The following is a 15890-nucleotide window of genomic DNA, read 5'->3' on the forward strand; positions in this document are numbered from 1 at the left end:
GAAAGGCATTGGTAATTAGCGTGTAAGACATAGCATCTTCGGATGGTATGCAGTGCTATATCTATGCAAATTGTGACTAATAAACAGTTAGTGTGTTTATTACTTACAAGCCATGGACTTTAGTCCATGGTAGTTGACGGCGGGGGTATTCTTTATTCTCGTCTCCCATGAAATTTCGGTAGATGCTGGAACGCTGTGAGAGCAACTTAGAGCCAATTACAGTTCAAATTGTCTCTAAGCTTGTCTGTTCTCTAACCTGGCAAAGAGCCGCCAGCTAAGAGACTGCCACGGCTGAGCATCTATCGAAATTTCATTCCAGACTAATGAACTTTTTATTTACTTTTGTATTGATAACATTAAGGACTGCATTGAAATAGGCCATCCATTCTTTTGGATGACCTGTTTTGCCTTAATAAATGTATATGGTAAATCTAGTTAACTTATTTCGATTGAAACGAGTTACCCAGCTTGTTTCACTCTCTATACCTTGTAAGTTTCAGCGACCCATTCATTAGTTGCTACACGATGATAAACAACGCCATTGACGGTCTTGCTTTGATCGGTGAACCAAGGGGTATTATTCGCTAGAGCTCGGTTTCCGACTTGTTCAAGTGTACCGTCAGCTTTAAAAGTTACTAAAGGAACGTATGTAGCCTTCGGATTGTTGACGGTGATCACGTGGTCGTTGTTAGGTTGTGGAGCTGGAGTTGGTTTTGTACCGTAGACGTTGCCACTGTTTTTTAAGTTGTTGTAATACATTGAGATCAGTGCGTGGAACTGGTTCATGTCATAACCCCAAGCGGCAAAGTAACTGTCGGGATCTTGGTGGTTAGTTTCCCAAAACATTGGCCAAGTCTCTTTGTGGGATAAGACGGTCTTGTGTGGAATGTCAGGCAAGTTGTATTGGATCAGTTTTCTGGCTACATAGTTGGCATCATTTGCCAGTGAACGGGCGAAGGCATCACGGTTATTTACGCGGCATAATTCGACTTGAATATAACGAGAATTGGCTGAAGGACCGGCACCCCAAACTAAGTAGTCAGTGCTGTGAATGTTGATGGCACGTTGATCATCGACAAAGGCGTGGACATAGGTTTGAAGTCTGGGCCAATTGTTGTCGAAACTTTTGACGAATTGAGCAGCATTGACGTTGGGTGTAGCTGTTTCGTGAACGATGACACCTTCTGGTTTGCCGACTCCGTTGCGATATCCTTGCCAAACATTGAAAGTCCCAGCGTGATATTCGATCGAAGCTGGTTGAAATTTATTTTGAATGATGTAGTTATTGATCTGTGAATCAGCTTTGACAGTTTGTGTCTGTAAGCTGGAAATAGTCGTTAAAATTATTAAAGATACTAATGCAAAGATATTTTTCTTTTTGATAATAGATTCCCCCTTAATATTATTGGTTAAATATACCATGTGTATAGACCAATGATTTTACGGAGGACCGTCAGTTGAGTGACAGTTTAATGACATAAGAATATTTATGAAGGTAAGGAAAAAGTTATAGGATTTTATTAATTCGAATATGAAAAAGTCACCTTTGATTCCAAATATAGGAATCAAAGGTGACTTTACGTTAATGTTTCAAAATTGAATATGTTTTGTCCTATTTTCTGATTGAAATAAGTTACCCAGCTTGTTTCAATCTCTGTTTTCCCTTGAAAAATTCCAAAACTTTATAAAGTCCCAATCCAGCCATCATAGCGATAACTGGCAAAAATTCGATGCGATAGCGTCCTTGAACTTCGATGATCAGCTGCACGACCGCAAAGGCCATCAGTGGCAGGATCAGTAAATAGAAGTTATTATTGAATTTCGTTTTGAACAAATGCAACGAACCGATCCAAGAAAAGACGATCAAAAAGATTGAACCAACATAGGCTAAAAAGTTGATGATTGCCACGGTTTTGGCCGAATGATTCAAGCCGTAACTGGTGAAGTCAGTCGCCATAGTTCGTGAAGACCAGAGAACTTGCGTTTTATCAATGAACAACTTGAGCCAGCTGTGAGTACGGTTGAGATGGTTGATCTCCTCGTGAAGGCGTTTGGTTTCGACCGGACGCATCTGAGCACGAGTCTTAGTAGCATCAATCAATTTGTCCATGTCAGGTGAATATGTTCCACTAGCCTTGTAATTGAGACCAGTGACAAATTTCCACTCAGGGTCATTGTTTGAAAGGCCATAAGCATTCATTCCCGATGCTTTGATACCCCAGCCAGCGAGACTGAAGAGCACAAAGTAAATGGCCAGTGACAACAAGATCTTCAAAGCCCGGTGATAATCCAAGTCCTTTAATAAGACGTAGCAGAGCGCAAAAACAACGATACCAGCGATAATAACTGGTCCAATAGGTCGAATCAAACAGCCAGCTGTCAAAGTTATTCCTGCTAGGATATAGTGGCTTAATTTGTTACTCATTAAAAGATAGAAGGTTATCAGGTATAATAATGAGCCTAAGTACTGGTTGCTGGCCTGACTGTTGAGTGCAAACCAATCGAGATCGATGAGCAACAAGAAAACTGATAGGCGGGCAATTTTAACGTTGTTGAAAATTTTCATAACTAAAAGATAAGTGAAAAGTAAAATCAAACCTTGATAAATCACGTTTAAGAATTGAATGGCAAAGATCTTGTAGCCAAAGATGCGCACTACGCTAGTAACGTAAATCATGAAGCCAGTTTGATAAGCATATTTGGAAAAGTAATCATTGTCAGTTTCGTATAATTTGTCGCCGACTAAAAATCCTGGTACACGAGTCCAGAAATTCCCAAAGTCACTGATCTGATTGTTAGGAACGTTCAAAATCCAGACCGTAGCAACAATCATAAACAATCCGATCATCGTCCCCAAGACGATCCAATTGATTTTTTGACTGTCAGTTCGGATCCGCGTCAAGACGATTCCCATGAGCGTAACAAAAGCTAAGAATATTAATAGAAGAATCGTGTTGCAAAGTGGACTTTGAAAGAGAATGTTATTGTAATAATACAAGAGCATTAATAAAAACGCTGCGGTGGTGAAAATAGCAACGCAAACTAAAATAGCTTTACTTATAAAAGATTGCAGTTTATCGATAATTTTCCCCTTTATACTACTGATGATTTAATTAAAAATTGGTTTCCATAATTTAATAGGGAAACACTAGACTTCATAGTATCATAATATTTTTTGTAATTAAATACGGACAAAACCAAGAGACAAGTTGTAGATATTAAGGATGAATATATGAATAATAAATTAAACGCTGATATTATTTAAATTAATCAAGAAATTAATTTTATAAGGAATCTCAAACAATTGTTTACGAATTTTATAATCGTGATTCAAAATGGATTTTTGGTTTTATAGTGATGGTGTATAAAGATATTCATCAAAAAGGGGACTTTAAGATGCAAACATTAGATACGACCAGATCATATTATCGGAGAATCACCAAACTGGATATCATCGTACTTTTCATGATCATAGGATTGCTATTCTTCAAAGAAGGAGTGTTCCTTTCAGCGTTATTGATCGTTGTTTATCCATTCAGCCACTCCAAAGTTTTGGTGTCTGATATTGGGGATAAGGATACGAAGCTTTGGGTCAGAAACATGGACTGGAATCGATATCGCAAAGATCATGGCATCAATCTTTTGTCGCAATACAAGTCTTCAGGGAATCAGGTTTATAATCCACAGGCTTAACTAAGTCTGATTTAAAAGTTCTTCTAATTCGGTTTGTGAATTGGAAGAACTTTTTTGCTGAATTAAAAAGGTTATTCGGAATAGTTGATTTATAAGGTAAATAAATTTATCGATAAAACAACTGATATGACAACCATATGTTCGTGTCAAGCCCAAAATTTCGAGCTAACTACTTGAATTTCACATGCAAATTTAAATTAAAATAATCATTGCTAACTTTCCAGATGCGATATTAGAATAGTATTTGCGGCTTTAAAATTAGCGACTTGGATCAGCCAAATTCAAGTCCAGACAAATTGAATATTTTTTTAATTTTGAATTGCCTAAACGACAATACGCAAATATCATTTTCAAATGTCAATAGTAATAGTTGAACACTAGATATTGTTATTATTTTTATTTGAGGGTACTATATACTGTGTTATTTAAAAAGTGTGGAGTGATTATTAATGGACGTTATTAATAAAATCATTTTATCAAATGACTTTGTAGATGAAGTTAAAAAAACAATTAAACCTCACTGGGGTGAATTAGGCTGGGTCACATATAAACGGACTTATGCTCGCTGGATCCCAGAATTAGGCCGGACTGAAAACTGGTCTGAGACGGTCAAACGAGTGGTTGAAGGAAACATCAATCTGGACCCTCGTTTGAAGAGTGAAACTTTGACTGATGATCAATATGCCGGATTAGTTAAAGAAGCTCAATCATTGTACAAGTTGATCTACGGATTAGCAGCAACTCCTTCAGGACGTAACTTGTGGATCTCGGGAACTGAATATCAACATCGCAATGGTGATGCTTTGAACAATTGTTGGTTTATCGCCGTTAGACCACAAAAATACGGAGACAGTCACATTTTGCCAGACTATCTTCAAAAAGATCAATTAGCTGTTTCAATGCCATTTTCCTTCATGTTTGATCAATTAATGAAGGGTGGCGGGGTTGGTTTCTCCGTTGTGCCAAGCAATATGAAGTTGATGCCAGTTGTCGACAACAAAGTAAACTTAACCGTTTTGATCGGCAAAGAAAGTGCATCATATAAAGATTCCATCGCTGCTGGAGCTATCGACCGTGACGAATGGTTGACTCAAAATGATTTAACTAAGACTCGTCACTATGAAATCCCAGATACACGTGAAGGCTGGGTCGTTGGTAATGCCGAAATGATCGACACTCACTTCAACGATACTAACAGTGGTTTCCAAGATGTTGTTCTTGATATCACTGCCATCCGTGCCAAGGGTGAAAAAATCAAGGGCTTTGGTGGTACTGCTTCTGGTCCTGTTCCTTTGATCGAAATGTTCTTTGATATCAACGAAGTTTTGAATAACGCCGTTGGTCGTAAACTAACTTCTGTCGACTGTACTGATATGGGTAACTTGATCGGTAAAACTGTCGTTGCTGGTAACGTTCGTCGTTCAGCTGAATTGGCTTTGGGCGGTTCAACTGATGATGACTTTATCACTATGAAGCAAGATCAAAAGAAACTTTACCACCACCGTTGGGCTTCAAATAATAGTGTAGCTGTCGATTCAGAGTTCAACCGTTATGCACCGATTGCTGATTCGATCACTCACAATGGTGAACCTGGTATTGTTAATTTGGAACTATCACGCAATTATGGCCGTGGCATCGATGGATATCAACCTGGTATCGACGATGGCGTTGAAGGAACTAACCCTTGTGGGGAAATTTCTTTGAGTAACGGTGAACCATGTAACTTGTTTGAAGTCTTCCCATTGATTGCCACTGATCAAGGCTGGACTTTGGAAGAAGCCTTTAGTTTGGCTGCCCGTTATACAAAACGAGTTACTTTCAGTAATTATGACTGGGAAGTTTCGCGTGATGTTATTCAAAAGAACCGTCGTATTGGAGTTTCCATGTCAGGAATTCAAGACTGGATCTTGACGACTTTTGGAAACCGTGTAGTAACTGGCTTTGAACCTACCACAGATAAAGAGACCGGCGAGACTATTCAAAAACCTATCTACGATCAGCGTGTAGTTAAGGAATTTGATAACCTTTATCACGCCGTTGTAAAAGCTGACAAGGAGTACTCTAAGGCTCTTGGTTGCAAGCCTTCAATCAAGCATACAACTGTTAAACCATCAGGTACTGTAGCTAAATTAGCTGGGGTTTCTGAAGGGATGCACTTCCACTATGCCGGTTATTTGATCCAAAGAATCAGATTCCAAGATTCTGATCCACTGTTGCCTGCTTTGAAAGCTTGTGGCTACAAGATCGAACCAGACGTTTATACAAAGCACACGATGTGCGTTGAGTTCCCTGTAAAGGCTGCTAACGCTGACAATCCTAACTTTGCCTCAGCTGGTTCAGTTTCAATCGCTGAACAATTTGCTACGCAAGCCTTCTTACAAACATACTGGTCAGATAATGCGGTCAGTTGTACGATCACTTTCCAACCTAAGGAAGCTGATCAAATTGCACCGTTGATGTATCAATACAGACACATTACTAAATCAACTTCACTTCTACCATACAGTGGAGCCGACTTTAAACAAGCACCTAAGGAACCAATCGACAAAAAGGTTTATCAAGAACGTGAATCAGAGGTCAACGAAAATGTTGCCGCCGTATTCGCCAAGCAAAATGATAACCACGATAAGAAAGATATCGAATTAGTCGATCAATCCGACTGTGCCAGTGGTGCATGTCCAATTAGATAATAAACTAGAAAGCGGAGCAAACCGGTTTGTGTAGTTTGTTTCAGAGTATGACAGAACTCGGTTAACTTCCGAGCAATAATTGAAAAGCCTCAATATTCGCATTATGAATATTGAGGCTTTTGCTATTATGTGGAAGAAGTTGAGTTCTGTTGCACGTTTATGCTGCATATTTAATGAAAAACATAGTTGTGTCACAGTCTCTTCTTTTTTATGAGTTATTTACGCTTATCTTCTTCAGCCACACGAACGAATTTATCCTGTTTGAATAATTTACGGCGGGCAATCGGTGACATTTGGGCAATCCACAAGGTATAACTGAAACTGGTGAAAGAAATCAAAGCCCAGATGATCCAGCTAGTGTGCTCACTGCCGACGAAACGAGTGAAACTAAAAATATCGGCAATGACTTCTTCGACGAAGACATCCCAAATTTTCAGCGGTATAAATTTTTCGTGCAAGTAAACAACTTCCAGTAGGATTTGAACTATTAAGATGATCAACCAACCGTACAAATAATGGCGGCCACCTTGGGCAGTAACAACTTTTCGATAGATGGGAACTTCTTGACCGTTTTGATCACGGAAAAAGGTGCTCGAAGTTTCTTCCAATCTGATTTTAGTGTGATCGGCTTGATAATAACCAACGGCGATAGCAAATAAAATTAGGATTAGGATGATCACTAGATTAACTTTTGACCATTTGACGGTATTGAAAAATTGATACATGGTCAAAATTGGGATTATCCAAAAACTGATTCGACTGATCGAACTGAATTCGAATTGATCGTAAATAAAATAAATCAAAATAAGTGCTGTAACAAATGGTGGAATCATAATATCCTCTCCTTAAATAACAATCACAGAATATCATAATTATAAAGGATGATTATGCCAAACTCGGATACTGTGAATAGTGATTTTTGAATAAGGTACGCCAGGGTATTTTTTGATAATAATGAGTCCTAATTTTTGGTCATTAGCGGTTTGTCCTAAATGATACTCCCAGTTGTCGTAACTGCCTTGATTGTCAGAAACATCAGTCAATTTGAGGGTAGGATGTTGTTTTAGATACTTTACGCTGAAAGCATCGTAACCCAACTTGTAGGCTTGGTGAGTATTCAGAAGCCATTGAGTCTGATGCTTGGTTTGATTGGTAGCAACGATTTCGGGGAGCACCAAGAAAATGAAAAGCACCAAGAAAGGAAAAAATATCATTCCCAGTGGACCTAAAAAATCTCTAATAAAATTATTTTTAGTACGTGACATTAATAAGTCTCCCAAGCATTTTGATAAAAATATAACACTTGAATATTTAGTTTCTGTAAAGATTATAATAATTTCGCAAATATTATACTTTACATATCAAGTTTACAGACGTAAACTATATTCGAATAGAAGATTACAGTTGTAAACTGAGAAGGAGGAACTACCATGACTGAAGTAGAAACAATGAGTAAAGCTGAATGGCAAGTGATGAGAATTATTTGGACTTTGGGCGAAGCTACTAGCAAACAAGTTATTGATATTTTAGTTAAAAAGACCGATTGGAAAGCTGCCACGATTAAAACGCTGATCATTCGGTTGCAGAAGAAACATTTCTTAAAAGCGGACGAAGCCACACGTCCCTATATTTATCAGCCACTGATTGCCGAAGACCAAGCGATTCACCAAAGCGTCAACAACTTGTTCGATGATCTCTGTTGTATGAAAAAGGGTCAAGCAATCAATGATTTGATCGAGAATTCCGAGATTTCTCAAAGCGATATTTCGCAAATGATTGCTACATTAACTAAAAAGCAATTGACCGCACCAGAGATGGTTGACTGTAACTGTTTGGAGGCCGATTTGAAATGAAAGATATGGATATGAAAAATATGAACCACGATGATATGAAAATGAATATGTCGAGTGGACATGACATGATGATGCACGGTGGTCACATGATGGATATGGGGGACTTGAAGCAGAAGTTTTGGATCTCTTTAGTTATGGCGATTCCAGTCTTCATTCTTTCGCCATTCATGGGTTTGCATTTGCCATTCCAGTTTCAATTTCCTGGTTCTGATTGGATTGTTTTAATTTTGTCTACGGCACTTTATTTCTACGGTGGGAGACCATTTCTGACTGGAGCCCGCGGTGAATTAGCTGAGAGAAAACCGGCCATGATGACTTTGATCACAATGGGTATCAGCGTCGCTTATGTATATAGTCTCTACGCCTTTGTCATGAATGATCTGTTGCACTCCAACAATCACATCATGGACTTCTTCTGGGAATTGGCATCCTTGATTGTCATTATGCTTTTAGGTCACTGGATCGAAATGAAATCGACGATGAGTGCCGGCAATGCTTTGCAAAAGATTGCTTCACTCGTTCCTAATAAAGTCCACATGGTTCACGATAACAAATTAATGGATCATGATATTTCCATGGTCAAACAAAATGATGTAGTTGAGGTACGTGCTGGTGAATCAGTACCGCTTGATGGACATGTCATTAGTGGCGAAAGCTATATCAACGAATCATTGATCACTGGTGAATCAAAATCAGTTAAAAAAACTTTGGGCGACAAAGTCGTTGGTGGTTCGATCAATGGTGAAGGAACTATCAGAGTTCAAGTCGATAAGACTACTGATGAAGGCTATTTGTCACAGATCAGTAAGTTAGTTTCCGATGCCCAAAATAATCGTTCCAAAACTCAAATGCTAGCTGACCGTGTTTCGGGTTGGTTGTTCTACGCTGCTATGACGGTTGGAATCATTGCCTTTATTTACTGGTTGATCTTTGGTGACATGAATACGGCTTTGAATAGATTGGTCACCGTTTTGGTAATCGCTTGTCCCCATGCTTTAGGTTTGGCAATTCCACTTGTTATGTCACGTAGCACCTCAATTGCGGCGACGAATGGCTTGATCATCCGTGACAACCAAGCTATGGAAAACAGCCGCAAGATCGACTACATTGCCATGGATAAAACAGGTACGTTGACTGAAGGCAAGTTCACTGTCAATGGATTAAAGAGCACTGACAAAGCGTTTGACAGTAAAAAATTATTAGCTATTGTTGCTGGCATCGAAAATGGTTCCAGTCACCCAATCGCCAGCAGTATTGTTTCATATGCTAAGGACCAAAAAGTGGCTCCTGAAGCAATGGAAAATATTCAAGCTATCAAGGGCTACGGAATGAGTGCTACCCAAGCCGATAAAACATATTATTTAGTTAATATGAAATATTTGAATGAGCACAAAATTTCACTTGATAAACAACAGATACAGACATATCTAGATCAAGGCAATACGATAAGTTATTTAGTCGTTGATAAAAAGGTATTAGGATTCATTGCTCTAGGTGACCGGATCAAGGCCAATACGATTGAATTTATCAAAGAATTGAAAGCTAGAAATATCACGCCGATCATGTTGACTGGTGATAACAAGGAAGCCGCAGCCATTATGGCTAAACAGATGGGTATCGATGAATATCGGGCTGAATTGTTGCCAGAAGATAAGCATGAAGTCATCAAACAACTTGAATTAGAAGGCCACCATGTTTTGATGGTCGGTGATGGGATCAACGATGCACCAAGTTTAGCTGCAGCTACTATTGGTGTTGCTATTGGTGCCGGAACTGATGTAGCTATCGATTCAGCTGACGTAGTGCTCTACAACAGTGATCCTGAAGATATTATCAAGTTCTTGAAGTTATCGCACAATACTTATAAAAAGACCGTTGAAAACCTCTGGTGGGGTGCTGGATACAATATCATTGCCATTCCATTAGCTGCTGGTATCTTAGCTGGAATTGGTTTTATTCTCAGTCCTGCTGTCGGAGCTATTGTGATGTCACTTTCAACAGTCGTTGTAGCTTTGAATGCTTTGACGTTGAAAATGTAGTAAAAATTAGAAATACAATTTAGTATATTTTGACTTGAAAGAACGAAAAATCAAGCATCAGTCCTTTCTTAACTTTGGTCATATCTAATTATTTAAATACATGGGTCATCTAGGAAAACTGGGTGGCCTTTTTTGTACGACTAAATAAAACGTTTATTTGTCAATGTTTTTTTAATCAGTTGGTCTATCACATGGTAGATAAGGAATATATGAATTTTGAATTTTATTATAAATAAAAAATAATCAAATTATAGAATAATATTTATATAATTTGATATTGTGAAGGGCCTAACTATTGATAATTATTCCTTAACAGAATAAAATGTAGCTAAATAAGGTAGGCGACGAGCAATGACAACGATTTCAATTTATGTGAGCGACCACGATGAAAAACTCATCAGAAATTATGCCAAATCAAAGCACATGAGTGTCTCGTCTTTTCTACATTCAGCAGTTATGGATCGAATTGAAGACGAAATTGATGACCGGCTTTGTGAGAAGGCAGAGCGTGAATTTAAATGCAATCCGCAAGATGTCTCATTGGATGAAATGCGAAAAGAGTTGAACAACTATTGCTATTAAGTAAACGCGATGATGATAAAAGATAAATACCCGTAAGCTTTTAAGCTTACGGGTATTGTTTTACTTATAATATGGTAGATCTAGGAAGGTGATGATAGTTTCCGTTCCTTGATCTGGTTTGGACTTGACGTTGACGACATGGCCTAATTTGTCAGACATCTTCTTGACCAAATACAAGCCCATACCGGTAGATTTGCTGCCAGACTTGCGGCCATTAGTACCGGTGAAGCCTTTGTTGAATATTCGACTGATATCTTGATTAGAAATACCGATACCATTGTCTTTGATGTGCAATTCAATATTGTTATCGGCCGTTGTAGTGAAGATATCGATCTTGCCACCTTGGTCGGTGTATTTCAAACTATTAGAAATGATTTGATTGATAATGAAACTGAGCCATTTTTCGTCAGTCAAAACTTTTTTATCAGTCACATCAAGGCTGATACCGATCCGTTTGCTGATGAACAGACGCTTATTAGTTCGGATGCAAGCTTTGACGATGTCGTTGAGGTCTTGTTCTTGGATCAGATAATCGTTGGAGAAATTGTTCAGACGGGCAAAGTAGAGCGCTTGGTCAACTAAATAGTCAATCTGATCCAATTCTTCAGCAATTAAGTAAGGGTCTAGATCATCATCTTGTGATAGTTTTAAGGCGGCTAAAGGAACTTTGATATCATGGACCCAAGATTCAGTGTATTCGCGCTGATCTTTTTGATTTTGATATAATTCAGTCAACTCATTGCGGTATTCTAAGGATATATTATTGATCTTTTCTTGAATGAATCGTTGTTCATTGTTGCGGGCACCGAAGAGTTCCTTGGAGAGATCTTCTTGATAGTTTTCGAGTTGATGGTACCAATTTTTTTGGTGGGTGTAAGAAACAATCAGATTAACGATCAAAAAGATCATTGCTAAGATCCAAGTGTAGATCAACGTTCCCATGTGAAAATTGACGCGAGGGTCCAAGAAGAGTACCAATTCTACGAAAGTCATCCCGAAGAGCACGATTAAAATCGAATATATGTGGTCTCGTAAATATTTTAAGAATGTCATAATTTACCTCATTAAGGAATAATGTATCCTTGGCCGACTTTGGTTACAATATAATTCTTGAGACCAAATTTCTCGATCTTGCCACGCAAACGGTTGATATTGACAGTCAAAGTATTGTCATCGACGAAACGTTCGTCATCCCACATGAAATTGAGTAATTGTTCGCGAGTGACGATCTTGCCTTGGTCTTTGAGTAAGCGTTGCAGCAATTTATATTCATTTTTGGAAAGGTCGATCTTGTTGTCGTCGATCTCAACCGTACCGCTGGAAAGATTTAGCTTCAAACCGTTGTGTTCGATTACGTCACTGGTACTCTTAGTGAAATCATAAGTTCGGCGCAATAAAGCATTGATTTTAGCAATCAAAATATCGATTGAGAAGGGTTTTTCGACAAAATCGTCAGCCCCCATGTTCATCGACATGATCTGATCCATATTAGAATTACGTGAAGAAATAATAATGATCGGCGTTTTAGAAATTTTGCGGATCTCTTGGTTCCAATAATAACCATCATAAACAGGCAAGTTGATATCAAGTAAGACTAAGTCAGGTTGGTAGTCGTTGAACTGTTCGATGATGTTATTGAAATCTTTAGTAATGTAAGAATTCATTTGCCACTTTTCAAGATTTTCACTGATCAATTTGGAGATTGATAAATCGTCCTCAATAATCATAATTTTAGTCATGATAAAATTCCCTCCGTGCTAGAATAAAGACACTATACAATATGATAACAATAATTAATTAATTATGGAGAAATTACTGTGCAAATTGCTGTAAAGAATATTTCGAAAGATTTTGGAAAAAATAAAACGGCGGTCCATGCCATCAAAGACATCAGTCTCGAAGTGGAACATGGCGAATTTTTAGGAATCATGGGTCCATCGGGAGCAGGAAAAACAACGCTTTTGAATATGATCTCGACTAACGACCGGCCTGACCACGGTCAAATAATTATCGACGGCTTGGATTTGACACAGCTACATGACCGTGACCAGGCTAAATATCGTCGCAACAAGATGGGCTTTATTTACCAAAGCTTTGAATTGCTAGATTCCTTGAATGTTAAAGAAAATGTTATTTTGCCATTAGCTTTGAACCGGTCCAATAAAAAATTGATTGAGGAACGCTTCAATTACATGATGCAGCTGTTGAACATTGAAAACTTATCAGCCCGAGCTATCGATGAATTGTCTTTGGGACAACGCCAAATCGTCGCTGCTGCTAGAGCAATGATCAATCGTCCAGAAATCTTATTTGCTGACGAACCAACTGGCAGTTTGGATTCTAAGTCGGCGACGATCTTGCTCAATTATATGCAGATGATCAACAAAAAGGAACAGACGACTATTCTGATGGCCACTCACGATGCTTTTACGGCTAGCTATTGCAGTCGGGTCATCTTCATCAAAGATGGCGTAGTCTTCTCAGAAATCGTCAATCCGGGCAATCGAGACAAGTTCTTTGAACAGATCATCAACATGCAACGGACTATTGGTGGGGGTGACTATTTCAATGTATCGCAAAATTATTAAACGCAGTCTTTCCAATATGCGGGACAGCTATGTGATCTATATTTTGGCTTGTAGTTTTGCTATTGGTATTTTTGGAATCTTGCTTTCCATGGGAGACAATCCCTCGGTGCACTTGGCTTTGCATTGGTGGGATAACTTTATTTACGATATTTCGTCGATCATGAGTGGCCTGTTTGCCTTCTTTGCCTTTATATATATGGCCTATGTTGATGGGTTCTTTATCAAACAGCAGCGCAATGAATTTTTGACCTTTGAAAAATTAGGCATGCAGCGTTGGATCATCGTCACATTGAGTTTCTTTCAAACCGCTATCGTTCAAGCTGTGGCCTGGATCATTGGTTTGAGCTTGTTGCTGATCTTTCAGAAATTCATGGGGATGCTATTATTCTTCTTGATGCAAGTTCGTTTCAATTTTGAGATGTATCTTGGCTGGGATAATCTATACATACTGTTAGAAGTTTTTGCGGTTTCAACGTTGATATTGAGTTTGATCAACGCCATCAAGACAATGCGGATCTTGCAAAAGAAGAAAACTAAGCCATTAGTTAAGACTCGTTGGTGGCTTAGAATTCCAGCCGGAGCATTTGGAATTATTTTGTTATTGTCGGCACAGATATGTACGGCTTATCTTTTTAAAGATATGCGAATGATTTCGTATTCGGGTAAACCGTTGGCTGAAATTTTCTACATTATGATGGATGATATTGTCGGGACCTATTTGGTTTATTATGGATTTTTGCCTTCGATTTTAGATATCATGGAACGAATCCATTCGGTGGCTTATTCGGGCGTCAATATTTTTTCGTTCAAATACATGAAAGAACGGTTATTTCAAAATATTTCGATTTTATGGTTCGTAACCGAATTATCAGCGTTAGCTTTAGCACTGTTGACGTTTTGTTACTTCGGCTACCAAGCGGTGCACCAAAACTATAACAGTGCATATCCGTTTGAATTGGCGGCCAATAAAGATACCGTTAAGGTCATTCGTGATGAATTGCATAAGAATAAAGCTAAAGTAAAAGGCAGCTATAAAACAGAAGTTAAGATCAATTTAGTTTCTTATTATAGCAAGTCGAATCAGACTTACACTCGGCAACCGATGACATTTATGTCTTATTCAGCGTACAAATCTTTGCCAAAACGGATGCGCAAGGGAAATAGCAAAATTAATTCGCATCAATTTTTGAAGATCGACTATAATTCATCACTCATGTACAGTAACCATACTAATGAGCATGATATTGAAGTAAAAAATGCGCCGATGATCCAAACTGCCAAGTGGGGCTATTCTTTCCCATACGGAAGTTCGATGCACTTTGGACCGATGATGATCGTACCAGATAAGTATTATCAAAAGATGCCCGCTGAAGTGACCGATACGTTCTATGGTTGGGACTTTAAAAAAGGTGACCGCTTGAGTCGCAAGCAGTTGCAGAAATTGAATAGCTATCGTGACGCTTACTATATGAAGGTCAATTTCAAGTCTTCACTGGAGAAATCTAATATTGAAGTCATGAAAAAAGAACCCAACAAGTATGAAGCGGCAATCTATACTCAGTCAGGGTTCTTGCGTCAAGGCAGTATTAAAAAACGTTTGAAGCAGGGTGGAGGTTTTTACCTCTTTATTGTAGCTTTGTTCAGTGTGGCTCTTTTAGTAGCTTTAGGCAGTGTTTTAACCTTGCGGATTCTTTTAAGAGACGACTATCAATCACGGCAATTACGAACGCTGCAAAAAATCGGCGTGGAAGAAAGTGAAATCAAAGGCATCATCAGAAGAGAAAATACCTTGACCTTCTTGATACCGATCGTCTTTGCATCCTTACAAGCTTATGCGGCCATTGCAATGTTTGATTTTGGGCATCACATATCCAAAAATATCATTCTGATCTACGGCGGCTACGTGATCCTTTACGGTTTGTTTGGACTAATCAGTTTCAAAATCTCTTGGCGAGGCGTTAAGCAGAAATTTAGTCTATGACCGAATAAGCCTTTGAGAAGAAACCGAAGTCTTCTTCAGTTGTTCCTTGGATCTGTTGTTGAATCTCTTCTTGCAATAGTTTTTGCCAAGCTTTAATTTGGGTTACTTCAGGGAAAGTTTTAATAATTAAATATTCTCGTGGACTTTCCCTTTTTTGCAGAACAGCAGTTGCGTTAGAATTAAAAGAGTATGAACGAGTACTGAACAATTTATCTTCGAATAATTTAGCTTGATCAGCGTTTAGTTTTAAATAAGTTAAAGAATAAAAGGTGTTTTTAGGCTCGTAGATACCTGTAATACTGCGATATTGTGCAAATGTCGACAAATTTTTTATTAAAAGATGGTCCGCATTAGCATGAAATAAGGGTTTTAATAAGGTATCAGCAGATGTTTGCTGGTCCTTTAAAAAAAGATATGTGCCTAGCTTTAATGTTATGTTCATAATTATTGAAATCCTTTCAACT

14 protein-coding genes are annotated in these 15890 nt (G+C 38.4%); 7 read left to right on the forward strand and 7 right to left on the reverse strand.

What is annotated here, in order from left to right; translation table 11 throughout:
* Nucleotides 1–480 precede the first annotated feature (480 nt).
* Nucleotides 481–1422, reverse strand: coding sequence for a peptidoglycan recognition protein family protein (locus FD29_RS08360; protein ID WP_083477822.1), 942 nt, complete (start codon nt 1420–1422; stop codon nt 481–483).
* A gap of 211 nt (nt 1423–1633) precedes the next feature.
* Nucleotides 1634–3004 (reverse strand): glycosyltransferase family 39 protein, encoded by a 1371-nt coding sequence (locus FD29_RS08365; protein ID WP_235804289.1) that lies wholly within the window; start codon nt 3002–3004, stop codon nt 1634–1636.
* A gap of 392 nt (nt 3005–3396) precedes the next feature.
* On the opposite strand from FD29_RS08365, the gene FD29_RS08370 reads away from it, so the two are divergent.
* Both FD29_RS08370 and nrdJ read left to right on the forward strand, forming a co-directional pair.
* Nucleotides 3397–3693: a hypothetical protein gene (locus FD29_RS08370; protein ID WP_057888488.1), complete on the forward strand. Its 297-nt coding sequence runs from the start codon at nt 3397–3399 to the stop codon at nt 3691–3693.
* Nucleotides 3694–4142: 449 nt separating this feature from the next.
* Nucleotides 4143–6383 carry a ribonucleoside-triphosphate reductase, adenosylcobalamin-dependent gene (gene nrdJ / locus FD29_RS08375; protein ID WP_057888489.1) on the forward strand — a complete coding sequence of 747 codons (2241 nt, stop codon included), beginning with the start codon at nt 4143–4145 and terminating at the stop codon, nt 6381–6383.
* A gap of 215 nt (nt 6384–6598) precedes the next feature.
* Here the strand turns inward: nrdJ and FD29_RS08380 are convergent, their stop codons facing one another.
* Nucleotides 6599–7216, reverse strand: a complete 618-nt coding sequence (locus FD29_RS08380; RefSeq protein ID WP_057888490.1) for a hypothetical protein — start codon at nt 7214–7216, stop codon at nt 6599–6601.
* Between the two features lie 39 nt (nt 7217–7255).
* Nucleotides 7256–7648, reverse strand: coding sequence for a hypothetical protein (locus tag FD29_RS08385; protein ID WP_057888491.1), 393 nt, complete (start codon nt 7646–7648; stop codon nt 7256–7258).
* A gap of 165 nt (nt 7649–7813) precedes the next feature.
* On the opposite strand from FD29_RS08385, the gene FD29_RS08390 reads away from it, so the two are divergent.
* The 3 genes from FD29_RS08390 (at nt 7814) to relB (ending at nt 10857) form a co-directional block, all read left to right on the forward strand.
* Nucleotides 7814–8236, forward strand: coding sequence for a CopY/TcrY family copper transport repressor (locus FD29_RS08390; protein WP_057888492.1), 423 nt, complete (start codon nt 7814–7816; stop codon nt 8234–8236).
* Nucleotides 8233–10275: a heavy metal translocating P-type ATPase gene (locus FD29_RS08395; RefSeq protein ID WP_057888493.1), complete on the forward strand. Its 2043-nt coding sequence runs from the start codon at nt 8233–8235 to the stop codon at nt 10273–10275. Before FD29_RS08390 ends, FD29_RS08395 begins: the two co-directional genes overlap by 4 nt.
* A gap of 351 nt (nt 10276–10626) precedes the next feature.
* Nucleotides 10627–10857 (forward strand): type II toxin-antitoxin system RelB family antitoxin, encoded by a 231-nt coding sequence (gene relB / locus FD29_RS08400; protein WP_057888494.1) that lies wholly within the window; start codon nt 10627–10629, stop codon nt 10855–10857.
* Nucleotides 10858–10917: 60 nt separating this feature from the next.
* On the opposite strand, the gene FD29_RS08405 is transcribed toward relB, so the two are convergent.
* Both FD29_RS08405 and FD29_RS08410 read right to left on the reverse strand, forming a co-directional pair.
* Nucleotides 10918–11910 carry a sensor histidine kinase gene (locus FD29_RS08405; protein ID WP_057888495.1) on the reverse strand — a complete coding sequence of 331 codons (993 nt, stop codon included), beginning with the start codon at nt 11908–11910 and terminating at the stop codon, nt 10918–10920.
* 11 nt (nt 11911–11921) lie between these two features.
* On the reverse strand, nt 11922–12596 hold the full coding sequence (locus tag FD29_RS08410) for a response regulator transcription factor (protein ID WP_057888496.1): 675 nt from the start codon (nt 12594–12596) through the stop codon (nt 11922–11924).
* 78 nt (nt 12597–12674) lie between these two features.
* Here FD29_RS08410 and FD29_RS08415 point away from each other — a divergent pair, with 78 nt between their 5' ends.
* Both FD29_RS08415 and FD29_RS08420 read left to right on the forward strand, forming a co-directional pair.
* Entirely contained in the window at nt 12675–13445 is a 771-nt protein-coding gene (locus FD29_RS08415; RefSeq protein WP_083477823.1) for an ABC transporter ATP-binding protein, read from the forward strand.
* A complete protein-coding gene (locus FD29_RS08420) occupies nt 13426–15426 on the forward strand; it encodes an ABC transporter permease (protein ID WP_057888498.1) in 2001 nt (666 codons plus the stop codon). The genes FD29_RS08415 and FD29_RS08420 overlap by 20 nt, the downstream gene beginning before the upstream one ends.
* On the opposite strand, the gene FD29_RS08425 is transcribed toward FD29_RS08420, so the two are convergent.
* Nucleotides 15416–15868, reverse strand: a complete 453-nt coding sequence (locus FD29_RS08425; RefSeq protein WP_057888499.1) for a hypothetical protein — start codon at nt 15866–15868, stop codon at nt 15416–15418. The two genes, FD29_RS08420 and FD29_RS08425, sit on opposite strands and share 11 nt — an antisense overlap.
* Nucleotides 15869–15890 lie beyond the last annotated feature (22 nt).

It is taken from the genome of Companilactobacillus mindensis DSM 14500 (assembly GCF_001434275.1).
Taxonomy (GTDB): domain Bacteria; phylum Bacillota; class Bacilli; order Lactobacillales; family Lactobacillaceae; genus Companilactobacillus; species Companilactobacillus mindensis.

Coding starts and splice junctions, on each gene's coding strand:
- FD29_RS08385 (WP_057888491.1), bottom strand. CDS start 7,648: ATGTCACGTACTAAAAATAATTTTATTAGAGATTTTTTAGGTCCACTG.
- FD29_RS08380 (WP_057888490.1), bottom strand. CDS start 7,216: ATGATTCCACCATTTGTTACAGCACTTATTTTGATTTATTTTATTTAC.
- FD29_RS08405 (WP_057888495.1), bottom strand. CDS start 11,910: ATGACATTCTTAAAATATTTACGAGACCACATATATTCGATTTTAATC.
- FD29_RS08410 (WP_057888496.1), bottom strand. CDS start 12,596: ATGACTAAAATTATGATTATTGAGGACGATTTATCAATCTCCAAATTG.
- FD29_RS08365 (WP_235804289.1), bottom strand. CDS start 3,004: ATGCTCTTGTATTATTACAATAACATTCTCTTTCAAAGTCCACTTTGC.
- FD29_RS08420 (WP_057888498.1), top strand. CDS start 13,426: ATGTATCGCAAAATTATTAAACGCAGTCTTTCCAATATGCGGGACAGC.
- FD29_RS08425 (WP_057888499.1), bottom strand. CDS start 15,868: ATGAACATAACATTAAAGCTAGGCACATATCTTTTTTTAAAGGACCAG.
- FD29_RS08390 (WP_057888492.1), top strand. CDS start 7,814: ATGACTGAAGTAGAAACAATGAGTAAAGCTGAATGGCAAGTGATGAGA.
- relB (WP_057888494.1), top strand. CDS start 10,627: ATGACAACGATTTCAATTTATGTGAGCGACCACGATGAAAAACTCATC.
- FD29_RS08360 (WP_083477822.1), bottom strand. CDS start 1,422: ATGGTATATTTAACCAATAATATTAAGGGGGAATCTATTATCAAAAAG.
- FD29_RS08395 (WP_057888493.1), top strand. CDS start 8,233: ATGAAAGATATGGATATGAAAAATATGAACCACGATGATATGAAAATG.
- FD29_RS08370 (WP_057888488.1), top strand. CDS start 3,397: ATGCAAACATTAGATACGACCAGATCATATTATCGGAGAATCACCAAA.
- nrdJ (WP_057888489.1), top strand. CDS start 4,143: ATGGACGTTATTAATAAAATCATTTTATCAAATGACTTTGTAGATGAA.